Consider the following 11373-nt stretch of genomic DNA (forward strand, 5'->3'; position numbering starts at 1 on the left):
GTCTCTAGGTCCAGTAACTAGATCACCTTCCCAGTGTCCGAATTCTTCTCTATTCTTGATATATTCAGGCCTTTCGGTAATGGAAGTGCCTTTCTGTCTTTTTGGAATGTATGACTTCCAGTTCTTTTTTGTCTTTCTTCTGACCATGCGAGGAAGATCAAGAGGCTTGATGGATGTTTTTCCCTGATGTACATAGTTGTAAAAAGTTTTAGTAGACACAGTCACCATATTCTTTATTCTGTCTGGCTGATGAATCCTTAAATAGTTTATAGTCTCATCAATAGAGGATAATCTATTTGATTTAATTTCCTGTTTGACAAGAGAGATGAACTCTTTTGATTCTTCAAATTTAGAGTTATTTGGAATTTTATGAATCTTTGATCTTTTCTCGAATGCAGCCATGGCAGAAAGTTCATAATGAATTTTAAGATGAGTATCTTTGATAGTTATAGTGGCATCCTTAATGACTGAATAGACATTAGAGACGGTAGTGCCTACAGTAGAAGCTAAATCTCTAATGAATTGAGTCTTGCCAATGTTACGCTTACCAGGATGGGAAGCATTGAACTGAATCAAAGAATTGATGATGAATTCATAATGAGAAAAATTAAGGTGTTTATTTTTGGCTTTTTGTGATATATTAATGCTGTTCATAGAAATCTCCTTATAAAGTGTGGTAACTATATAATACGATTTCTATGGACTTTTTTTATACAAAAATTGAGAATAGTGGGCCTGTGACCGCGCGAATTGGGATAAAGGGGCATGCCCCTTTATCCCAATTCCTTAATTCCAGTTTCATTTTACAATTCAGAATTTTGAAATTACACACTGATTTTATTGACAAAATACTGAATTGTGGTAATCTATGCTTAGAGACTGAGCAATAAACATTTTCATTTGCTCATAAAAAATTACAACTATAAAAAAGAATGGTAACATTCTCGGTGAACAGGCACCGTAAAAAGTCGAATTCAAGAGGTAGAATTCAAAATAACCTCGTCCGAGTATATATCGAATAGATATATGAGCCTTGCAGTTAGGAGATAAACTGTAGACAAGAGATAGTCTTAAAAACAATCTCGTCCGAGTATATATCGAACAGATATATGAGCCTGGCGACCAGGATAAAACCTGTTATTTTTTTATGATACTAAGCGGGTAATTTCCTGCTTTTTTTGTCTAAAGGAGAACTATATTTATGCACAGTCTCAGCAAATCGAATAAAACAAGAATTATTAGAGATATAATTGCAGGTGCAAGACTTTATGAAAAGTTTCTAGTACCTTATGATTTTTTGATTGTAACTAACGATGGCAAATATAATGAAGTGAGATTTAATAAGGGAGATTTTGCTCATTTGTTTGGTGTGCGTTCCCATTTAAATGATTTGGATTTTTATAAAAATTGCATTAAAGGAACTATAGCAGAAAATAACATTAATAACCAACAGCGCTATGACTTTGGTACGATTCGCAAGAAAATTATGCGTATAACGAAAATTAATAAGATTGTTTATGCGAATGCTCAAACGAATCTAGTTTTAGTTAACTTACATACAAAAACGCGAGATTTTCCTTTAGCAATAGAGAGTACTAATGATAAAATGGTTGTAGCATTTACTGGAAAAGATCTCCATGCAAGAAGTTTGCGTAATAATAATCAAACTAATGCTGATGAAAAGAAAAATATTTTGGCAATTTTTTTAAAGAAAAGAATTCAAAATCTAAATATTCGAACTGTGTTTATTTGAAAAATTATAAAGTTCTTAAAAGTATCTGTTGTGATTTGGAAGAAAAAGTTTCAGTTAAAATTTTTAATGATCTTGATAAAAATAAGACTACTCAAATTTAACTAATACTTGTCCTGATTGTCCACACAATCAGGTTTTCTTATGTTCTAATACTTATTATTTCCTCTATCTAATGCATGTAGTAATCTTAGACTCTCTATTTACTACATATAGTAATCTTAGTATTAAAATCACTATATATAGTCTTTTTAGTCTCCATTCTCTATATAAGAGTACTACAATTTCTATCTATCACCTATATCTCAATTTTACTAGACATAATCAACTAAATATGGCATAATACATCTCTGTACGAAAGGAAATGTAGACTATGATATCAACACATAATGTATCACTCAGATACGGAGATCGCGCTTTATTTGAAGATGTATCAGTAAAATTTACTGAAGGAAATTGTTATGGGATTATTGGTGCAAATGGTGCTGGTAAATCCACATTCTTAAAAATATTATCAGGTGAAATAGAACCAAACAAAGGTGAAGTAATTATTGAACCTAATAAGAGATTATCTGTTTTAAAACAGGACCACTTTGCTTATGATGACAACAAAGTTGTAGAAACAGTTATCATGGGTAATAAGAGACTATTTGAAATCATGCAGGAAAAAGAGAAGCTATATGCTAAAGCTGATTTTAATGATGAAGATGGTATTAGACTAGGAGAACTTGAAGGTGAATTCGCAGACATGGATGGCTGGAATGCTGAAAGTGATGCTGAAATCATGTTAAATGGTTTAGGTATTACAACAGAATACCATGACATGTATATGAGAGACTTAGATGGTAACCAGAAAGTCAAAGTATTATTAGCTCAGGCTTTATTTGGAAATCCTGATATTCTTTTACTAGACGAACCTACCAACCATCTAGACCTAAAGAGTATCAGATGGTTAGAAAACTTCCTATTAAATTTTAAGAACACAGTCATTGTAGTATCACATGACCGTTATTTCTTGAATAAGGTATGTACACATATTGCTGATATTGATTACAGCCGTATTCAGCTATATGTAGGTAACTATGACTTCTGGTATGAATATTCTCAGATGCAGATCCAGCAGATGAAAGATCAGAATAAGAAAGCAGAAGCTAAAAAGAAGGAATTAGAAGAATTCATTGCACGTTTCAGTGCCAATGCTTCTAAAGCAAAACAGGCTACTTCTCGTAAGAAACTATTAGATAACTTAGAAATGGCAGACATGAAACCATCACTAAGAAGATACCCATTCATTGGTTTTAAACCAGGTAGAGAAGTAGGAAACATTGTATTGAATGTAGAAAACCTTACTAAAGTAGTAGATGGAGAAACTCTTATTAATAATGTTTCTTTCTCTATTCTTCCAAATGAAAAGGTGGCTTTTGTAGGAGACGATAAAGCAACAGAAGCATTCTTTAAGATCATCATGGGAGAAGACAAAGACTTTGAAGGTTCTTATAAATGGGGTATTACGACTACTCAGTCATACTTCCCTAAAGATAATTCAGCATTCTTTAATGAATGTGAATTATCTTTATTAGATTGGTTAAGACAGTTTACTGATGGTAGTATGTATGAACAGGAACTAAGAGGATGGTTAGGTAGAATGTTATTCTCTGGTGATGAAGCATTAAAGAAAGCGAATGTTTTATCAGGAGGAGAAAAGGTAAGATGTATGCTTGCTAAAATGATGATGCATGATGCCAATGTATTAATCTTTGATGAACCTACAAACCACCTTGATCTAGAATCTATCCAGGCATTAAACCAAGGTTTAATGCGTTTCCCAGAAAACATTCTATTTACTTGTCATGACCACCAGTTTGTTCAGACAATTGCGAATAGAATTATCGAATTTACTGCAGAAGGTACAATTGACCGTCTATCTACATTTGATGAATATCTAGAATACAAGGACACACTTGAAGCATAAGAGCGGATTAACCGCTCTTTTTTCTTCTTGAGGCTAGGTTCTTATACGATGAGTATGTTAATACCTGTATCATCCTATAAGGCTTAGAGAAGCTAAAAATCATTTTCTAAATCTGAAACTCACTTATAAACAGATTCTAAAAGTATTATCATATTACTTATAGAAATAGGAGGATAACTAAATGGGTAAACTATTATTAACTGGTGTTGATGGAAACTTAGGTCAATTAGCTGCTGACGTATTACTAACATTAGAACCAGTAGAAAACTTAATCTTTTGTGGTTATAGTGAAGAATCACTAAAGAAATATGCTGAAAAGGGTGTAGAAACACACGTAACTAACTTTAATAATCCTGATGGATTAGTTGAAGCATTTAAAGGGGCTGATGCTCTCGCATTAATCTCTATGCCATTTGTTGGTGTTAAAAGACAGAATGCACATAAGAATGCTGTAGATGCAGCTAAAGCAGCAGGTGTTAAACAAATCATCTATACTTCTTTAGTAAATGCTGATGATGAAACAAACCCATCAGTAGAAAAGAAAGACCATATCTATACTGAAAAATATATTCAGGAAGTAGGTTTAGACTATCAGTTCATGAGAAACTCTCAATATGCTGAAGCAATGGTTACTAACTACTTTACTTATGCTCATATGAATGCACCACTTACTAATTCACAAGGTGATGGTCTAATGGCTTATATTTCTCGTAAGGACTGTGCTAAAGCATTAGCTTATGCATTACATAGATCAAATGAATTCCACCATAAGGTATGGAATATTAATGGATTAGAACTAATGACTATTTCAACATTCTGTGCTATTGGTGATGTAAGTACAGGAAACCATGTACCATTTGTAAATGTCACTGATGAAGAAAACTATCAGATCTGGGATGCAATGGGTGTTCCTAGAACAACTGATGGCGTATTCCTAAAAGATTCAGAAGCACCGTTCTCTTCAGATGGCATGGTTACATTTGCACAGGCTATTAGAGAAGGTAAAATGGATATTCATACAAAAGACTTCACTGAACTAACAGGAGACACACCTATTTCAGTAAGATATATGTTTGATCATAATGAAGAATTCCAGATTGGTGAAAGACATTCTCAAGACAAATAAACTATACACTAGAGCGGATTATCCGCTCTTTTTCTTCTTAAGGCTAGGAAAATATATTATTGCTATTAGAATGAGATAATAGTATTGAACGCTTTATTAATAAAAGGCATAATATCAGTAAAGGGGGACAGAGGAATGAAGATATGTTTATTCGGAGTTTCTAACGTTGGAAAAACTACTGTGGGGAAATTACTTGCTGAACGATTAGATATTAAGTTTGTCGATTTAGATGAAGAAGTAAAAAACCGCTTGAAAATGTCTCTTGAGGAATTTGTTAACACTGAGAATTTACGGTGGAGAGATCAGAAACGAGGAAGTATTATCAAGAAGATTATTAAAATGGAAGAAGATGTTGTCTTTGCAATTTCACCCATTTCTTATACTGAAAGTTTTAAAACAAGCATTATTTCGGACGATAATTTGCTGATTGAGCTGTACGATACTCCTGAGAATATTTTTTCGAGGCTTGTATTTAGTGATGAAAATGACGAGATCTATACTGATGATAATTACAAAAATGCGAATAAAGATTATTATATGAAAGAAATTCAAGCAGATTTAGATTGGTACGGAATGGTTAATGCTAAGATAGGGATACAAAATCGTGTATTTGTTAATAACAATTTGCCGGAAGAAGTTGTGGATAGAATAATCATGGAGTATAATTTGGAAAATGACGATTGTGGTATACTAAAATAAAAATAATTAGAAATGGGGGATGAAGGATGAGCGTGCAGACAGATTGTGAGATGTTATCCATTGAGGTAATGGAAACGTATGCAGAAAAATATGATCTTACCGGTGATGAAGTAGCCGAATTATTTCACAAAAATCAGGTTTTTGAGAAGATGCTGATTCAGCATGAATATCTTCATCAAATAAGTTTTGAAGAAGTCATGGAATATGTGGAAAAAGTGATAGCAGAGGATTCAAGAGAATTAATGGTTTACCATGGCACATGTTCTGATTTTGATAAAATAGACTTAAAAAAATCACATAATCGTCGTGATTTTGGAAAAGGATTTTATACGACCATTTTGCGTTCCCAATCGAAAGAATGGGCATATCGACTTTCTTTAAGAGAAAAGAAGGATAGGTATTATGTGTATGAATTTGTATTTGAAGAAGTAGCTGCATTACGAGTAAAACGTTTTGATACATTGAATGAAGAATGGTTAGAATTTATTAAATTGAATAGAAGTAAAGGTGGTCTACAGCATGAGTATGATGTGGTGATTGGTCCTGTAGCTGATGATAATACCATGGAGACTGTACAATTATATATTGCTAATATACTTACTGCGAAAGAGGCAGTGGAGAGATTGCGATATAGTAAAGTAAATAATCAGGTATCCTTTCATACAGAAAAAGCCTTAGAATATTTGAAACCGGTTAGGAGGATTTCTTATGCCAGAGAAAATATATAGTTTTAACGGAAAAGACATTACAATGAATGTATGTATACAGATCAGAGATGTAGTCAAATTATTACAGGAACATTTTCAAATCAGTTTTGAAGAAGCTGTATTACGTTTCTATAAATCGGAAACATATAAGACGTTGCAGGAAACAGAAAACGGTCTGTGGGCAGAGTCAGCGGAATATATAGCAGATAGATACTATGAAGAAACAGCAAGCTAATATTCCGACACTGATAGAGAGGTTGAAGAAAGTAGACAAGTGAGTTTAAAAGAAAAGACAAGAATGCATTTGATATCTTGGGTAATTCAAAATAACTAGGGGTTTCCTATATTTTATTTAATCACGTAGTATGGGTGTAAATGGGAGCTTATTGTTTCAAGATCATTAAGAGGCACAAGTCATAAAAATGCAAAGGTAATGCATAAAAATATCGAGTAGCAAAATACAAGTTAGTCTATAGAGCATAAAAGGAATCCTAAACATTAAGGATTCCTCTTAAAGCAGACTTGCTTCTTTCTCAAATTCTTCATAACTACTTACAAAACGATAAGGTTCATACTCCCCATATGCAGTAGGTCTACTAATAGTAATAATCTCTATATCATACCCAAGTCTTTCTTGTATTCTATCTGCAAATTTTGCCATTTCTTCTCCAGGCTCTGTCTGTAATGCGATACATCCAGGTTTATACATTCTTTTCGCAATAAGATAGCACATCTGCATACACCTCCTTTCTTGATTCTACTAGCTCCACACTATAAGTGCAATATAGTTTATCTTCTCTTGATAATCATTCATTCCAATAATAGAATACTCATAAAGGAGGTTCTTATGGATATCAATAATGTTTATGTAAGAGATGCGATTTTGTATTATACAATCCAACAATATTTCAATTGTAACGATAAGAAAACAAGTCAATTTATAGCACAATTAGGCCACTTCAATTATAGAAGTGGTCTCATACATAATATCCCTTACTTATCCTTGCAATTACAAGTATCAGAGAAGGATTTCTATCATACCTATCTAAGAGTCAAGGACAGTTTCAAAACTCTCCCAGAAGATGTTATATTAGTAAAAAAAGGTGATGAGATATATTCTAAACTATTAGTTGTGATTCCAGCAGCACCACCATATTTATTCCTTAAAGGCAATGTACGTTTATTAAATGAAAAGTCTGTTAGTGTAGTAGGGAGTAGAAATGCTTCTAAGGAATCAATGGAAAAAACAGAAATACTTGTTAAAGCATTAGTAAAAAGAAATATAGTAGTCAATGCAGGACTTGCGAAAGGTATAGATACAATAACCCACCATACAGCATTAAAAAACAATGGAAGAACTATAGCTGTCATAGGAACACCTATTAATCAGTACTATCCTAAAGAAAACAAAAACCTTCAACGCACAATTGAAAAACATGGACTTGTTGTATCACAGTTCCCACCCTGTAATAAAGTATACAAATGGAATTTTCCTACAAGAAATGCGACTATGAGTGGTATTTCTATTGCGACTATTATCATGGAAGCAGGAGAGAAAAGTGGGGCATTAAGACAAGCGGATCACTGTATAAAGCAAGGTAGAGACATCTTGATACCTTACTCATTACTACAATCTTCTCTCTTATGGCCTAGAAAGTATATACAAAAGGGAGCACATACCTTTAAGAATATAAAAGAAGTATTAGAACTATTAAGTAAAGAAATAGATTAAAAGGAGAGCATATATGTGTATTGAAATAGAAAACTATAAACAACATGATTTCTTCAATTGCTTTGATTACAATCAAATAGATATTGATGCTGAAGAATTACTTAATACTCTCTTGAATAATCCAGAATACAATCTTAAGCTCAACAAAAGAAGAGTACCAGTAATGGGAATTGCGAAAGTATTAGGCTTTAATATCTATACTACAAAATTCAATGATTACCATATCAAAGCAACAATAGGTATATCCAATCAACTTATTAATAAATACAAAAGTAATAAGGTCATTATTTTAAGTAATGAATATACTGATGAAGAAATTCTTTTCTCTTTATGCTATGAGTTGGCTCATTACATTTATGATAGTAATCCAAGTAATGAGTATTCTCATACATACAGAATTAATGATATAGAACTAAGAGCTATTCGTTTTGCGGATGCTTTATTAATGCCAATAACATCCTTCAAAGAAGCATATACTGAGTTATCTCACAATATTAATGATCCAGTACTTCTTATTCATGCATTGTCTAATACATTTAATGCACCCCAAGTTGCAGTACAAAGACGTTCAAAACAAGTGATAAATACAAAGCTTTAAAGGATAATCAGATTCTTTATGAGTGTAAGCTTGAATAAGTCAGAGAAATCTGGCTTATTTTTTTATTGCAAGAATGTTCATGATTCTATAAGTAGGAAGAGATAAAAACTAATATGCATTTTTATTAAGTAATCTTTACATATAAAGGGTATAGATAATATAGAAGGCTTATTCTAAATTTAGAAGAGAGTATTTTCATAATCTATGACAAAGCAGTAGTCGTATTGTTTCGCCTCAACAACTTTAGAAAGGGATATAAGGGTGGGGCTAATTTACTTATGAATTGATAACATTAACATATCGCTTAAAAGAATTTTATTATATAATTGTCAGTGAGAAAGGATGGTTATATGAACAAAACAATTGAACAACTAATTGAAAGTTTAGATACAATACCGTTTTTATTTGTTGGCTCTGGATTATCTAGAAGATATTATAATTTACCAGACTGGACGGGATTATTAAAAGTAATGGTTGATAAATTAAACCAAGATTCATTTGCATACCGTTCTTATGAAGATCGAGCATCTTTTGAAAATAGTCCATATGGTATTAATCCTAAAATAGCATCACTTATAGAGGAAGACTTTAACAAAGAATGGTTTCGTAACCCTGAAATTAGAAGTTTAGATGAAGCATATACTGAAAAGGTAGAGAATGGATGTTCTCCATTTAAGGCTGAACTGAGTTATTATCTAAAACAAAAATCAGTGTTATGCCCAGAACTAAAAGATGAAGTTACTTTATTGAACAATATTGCGAAAAAGTCAATTGCTGGAATTATTACAACAAATTATGATTTGTTTTTTGAAACATATTTGTCTCAGTATAAAATATATATAGGTCAGCAGGCACTTTTGTTTTCTCAATTACAAGGTATTGCAGAAGTTTATAAAATTCATGGTTCTCTAAATGATCCTCAATCTATAGTTATTAACGAAAAGGACTATAAAGAATTTAAAGAGAAGCGTGAATATTTGGCCGCTAAGCTACTTACTATATTCATGGAGTATCCTATTATTTTTATGGGTTATTCTATCTCAGATACTAATATTAGAGATATTTTAAGCTCTATAGTAAAATGCATGTCAAATGAACAGGTTAAATTATTGAAAAAAAGGTTTATTTTTATTGAATATGATGCTGAAATGGAAGGATATGACATTGGTGAATCATCGTTTGCATTTGAAGATAATAAAATGATTACAATGACAAAGATAACCCTATCTGATTATTCATTAATTTATAATGCAATCGGAAAAAAGAAAATGAAAATACCCGTTCGTTTACTGCGATTATTAAAAGATGAACTATATTTATTCACATTATCAAATGAACCTACTAATAATATTAGAGTTGCTGCAATTGATGATGATAGAGTTCCAAATGATGAATTAGTAATTTCTATAGGCACAACAGAGACAATTAGCTTAGATGGATTAAAAGGCATTTCTACAGATCAATGGTATAGAAATATTGTAATACATGATCTTAAATATGATATAAAAGATTTATTGGATTATGCGCCAACACTAGCAAAACAAGTTTCGGGTATATTACCAATTAATTCTTTATATGAGGATAAATACAAGAAAATAGAAGGGATTGATAAGTTGCTGGTAAAAGATTTTGAAGATATTATTTCTAAAACAATAGAGAGAGCACGTAGTAGACACCCTCAAATTGACATAGAAAGTATTTTAATGGAAATACCTGATATAGATAAGCAAATGCTGTGTATAGCTTACTTGAAAAAAGAACAAATAAATTTGATTGAATTAGAAAATTATTTAAAAACTCAGTTTGAAAAAGATAACGATATATTAAAGAATTCTAAACCTTCTACTCGAACAAATTTAAGAAGGTTGATTAGAATCTATGATTATTTGAAAGGAGAAAGCAAAAAAGCCTCTAATTGACAGAGGTATTAACTTTGTTGTTGCAACTTATGACAGCAAACATAAGTATGGATTTGTTAGTGGTAAAGCTATTAAACAGAAACGTGCTAACTATTCCAAGCTTCGTAAAGAACTCCAAATGCGACATACGCCATCCTCAAGACGAAGACTAAAAGCTATCGGTCAGCGAGAAAACCGTTGGATGCAGGATATTAACCATCAGGTATCGAAGGCACTCGTTGAAAACAACCCAAAGCACACTCTCTTTGTATTGGAAGATTTGTCAGGTATTCGTAATGCTACAGAACGTGTTAAAACAAAGGACCGTTATGTTTCTGTATCGTGGTCTTTCTATGACCTTGAGCAAAAACTAATCTACAAAGCGAAACAGAATCGGTCTTCTGTTATTAAGGTAGATCCTCGCTATACAAGCCAGTGCTGCCCTTGCTGTGGACACATTGAAAAGTCTAACCGCAATAAGAAGATACATCTGTTTACCTGCAAAAAATGTGGCTATAAATCTAATGATGACCGCATTGGAGCTATGAATCTGTATCGTATGGGAATAAACTATCTTGCAGATAGCCAAGTACCTAATACAGTTGTAACAGAGTAAACTCTGCTACAAAGGGTGCTGTCAACCACCCTATGATGTAACGCCACTTAAGATAGCAATATCTATTGGGGTTAAAGGTCGGAGGTGTAAATCGTTAGTACGACTAGGCAGTTACAAGCCCACGACCTAAAGGTCATGGGTAGTTGACAAGTATTATACATAATGATCATAATTTTGCAAGTATACAGTGAAAGGAGTCAGAGGAATCTGGCTTCTTCTTTTGTATGCCGGGCATGGCATATATCTAGGTGGTGAAAGTCCACTGTGGGGGCGAT

General features: G+C 32.5%; 11 protein-coding genes and 1 pseudogene. 10 read left to right on the forward strand and 2 right to left on the reverse strand.

From position 1 onward, the window contains the following. Positions 1-654, reverse strand: a pseudogene (locus tag DW269_RS12805) (hypothetical protein); the annotation flags it as partial. 547 nt (positions 655-1201) lie between these two features. Here DW269_RS12805 and DW269_RS10150 point away from each other — a divergent pair. The 6 genes from DW269_RS10150 (at position 1202) to DW269_RS10175 (ending at position 6489) form a co-directional block, all read left to right on the forward strand. Continuing rightward, on the forward strand, positions 1202-1753 hold the full coding sequence (locus DW269_RS10150; protein ID WP_117459653.1) for a PBECR4 domain-containing protein: 552 nt from the start codon (positions 1202-1204) through the stop codon (positions 1751-1753). A 370-nt stretch (positions 1754-2123) separates the two neighbouring features. Then, positions 2124-3722 (forward strand): ABC-F family ATP-binding cassette domain-containing protein, encoded by a 1599-nt coding sequence (locus DW269_RS10155; protein ID WP_117459655.1) that lies wholly within the window; start codon positions 2124-2126, stop codon positions 3720-3722. Positions 3723-3903: 181 nt separating this feature from the next. Further along, positions 3904-4848 (forward strand): NmrA family NAD(P)-binding protein, encoded by a 945-nt coding sequence (locus DW269_RS10160; protein ID WP_117459657.1) that lies wholly within the window; start codon positions 3904-3906, stop codon positions 4846-4848. 135 nt (positions 4849-4983) lie between these two features. Then, entirely contained in the window at positions 4984-5547 is a 564-nt protein-coding gene (locus DW269_RS10165) for a shikimate kinase (RefSeq protein ID WP_117459658.1), read from the forward strand. Between the two features lie 26 nt (positions 5548-5573). Beyond that, entirely contained in the window at positions 5574-6275 is a 702-nt protein-coding gene (locus DW269_RS10170; RefSeq protein WP_117459660.1) for a DUF3990 domain-containing protein, read from the forward strand. Further along, complete coding sequence (locus DW269_RS10175; protein WP_117459662.1) at positions 6256-6489, forward strand: hypothetical protein; 234 nt, start codon at positions 6256-6258, stop codon at positions 6487-6489. Before DW269_RS10170 ends, DW269_RS10175 begins: the two co-directional genes overlap by 20 nt. A gap of 276 nt (positions 6490-6765) precedes the next feature. Here the strand turns inward: DW269_RS10175 and DW269_RS10180 are convergent, their stop codons facing one another. Beyond that, positions 6766-6987 carry a DUF6718 family protein gene (locus tag DW269_RS10180; protein WP_117459664.1) on the reverse strand — a complete coding sequence of 74 codons (222 nt, stop codon included), beginning with the start codon at positions 6985-6987 and terminating at the stop codon, positions 6766-6768. A 114-nt stretch (positions 6988-7101) separates the two neighbouring features. Here DW269_RS10180 and DW269_RS10185 point away from each other — a divergent pair, with 114 nt between their 5' ends. From DW269_RS10185 to DW269_RS10200, 4 genes are all read left to right on the forward strand, one after another. Then, positions 7102-7986 carry a DNA-processing protein DprA gene (locus DW269_RS10185; RefSeq protein WP_117459667.1) on the forward strand — a complete coding sequence of 295 codons (885 nt, stop codon included), beginning with the start codon at positions 7102-7104 and terminating at the stop codon, positions 7984-7986. Positions 7987-7999: 13 nt separating this feature from the next. After that, on the forward strand, positions 8000-8584 hold the full coding sequence (locus DW269_RS10190; RefSeq protein ID WP_117459669.1) for an ImmA/IrrE family metallo-endopeptidase: 585 nt from the start codon (positions 8000-8002) through the stop codon (positions 8582-8584). Between the two features lie 350 nt (positions 8585-8934). Continuing rightward, positions 8935-10503, forward strand: coding sequence for an SIR2 family protein (locus DW269_RS10195; RefSeq protein WP_117459671.1), 1569 nt, complete (start codon positions 8935-8937; stop codon positions 10501-10503). Between the two features lie 7 nt (positions 10504-10510). Further along, positions 10511-11098, forward strand: coding sequence for an RNA-guided endonuclease TnpB family protein (locus tag DW269_RS10200; protein WP_233503288.1), 588 nt, complete (start codon positions 10511-10513; stop codon positions 11096-11098). The last annotated feature ends 275 nt before the right edge of the window (positions 11099-11373 follow it).

Origin of the sequence: Catenibacterium sp. AM22-6LB (genome assembly GCF_003435615.1) — a bacterium.
GTDB lineage: Bacteria > Bacillota_I > Bacilli_A > Erysipelotrichales > Coprobacillaceae > Catenibacterium > Catenibacterium mitsuoka_A.

What these genes read in the sequence shown, in the direction of transcription:
- DW269_RS10165 (WP_117459658.1), top strand. Translation starts at nt 4,984, where the DNA reads ATGAAGATATGTTTATTCGGAGTTTCTAACGTTGGAAAAACTACTGTG.
- DW269_RS10150 (WP_117459653.1), top strand. Translation starts at nt 1,202, where the DNA reads ATGCACAGTCTCAGCAAATCGAATAAAACAAGAATTATTAGAGATATA.
- DW269_RS10175 (WP_117459662.1), top strand. Translation starts at nt 6,256, where the DNA reads ATGCCAGAGAAAATATATAGTTTTAACGGAAAAGACATTACAATGAAT.
- DW269_RS10155 (WP_117459655.1), top strand. Translation starts at nt 2,124, where the DNA reads ATGATATCAACACATAATGTATCACTCAGATACGGAGATCGCGCTTTA.
- DW269_RS10190 (WP_117459669.1), top strand. Translation starts at nt 8,000, where the DNA reads ATGTGTATTGAAATAGAAAACTATAAACAACATGATTTCTTCAATTGC.
- DW269_RS10160 (WP_117459657.1), top strand. Translation starts at nt 3,904, where the DNA reads ATGGGTAAACTATTATTAACTGGTGTTGATGGAAACTTAGGTCAATTA.
- DW269_RS10170 (WP_117459660.1), top strand. Translation starts at nt 5,574, where the DNA reads ATGAGCGTGCAGACAGATTGTGAGATGTTATCCATTGAGGTAATGGAA.
- DW269_RS10185 (WP_117459667.1), top strand. Translation starts at nt 7,102, where the DNA reads ATGGATATCAATAATGTTTATGTAAGAGATGCGATTTTGTATTATACA.
- DW269_RS10195 (WP_117459671.1), top strand. Translation starts at nt 8,935, where the DNA reads ATGAACAAAACAATTGAACAACTAATTGAAAGTTTAGATACAATACCG.
- DW269_RS10180 (WP_117459664.1), bottom strand. Translation starts at nt 6,987, where the DNA reads ATGTGCTATCTTATTGCGAAAAGAATGTATAAACCTGGATGTATCGCA.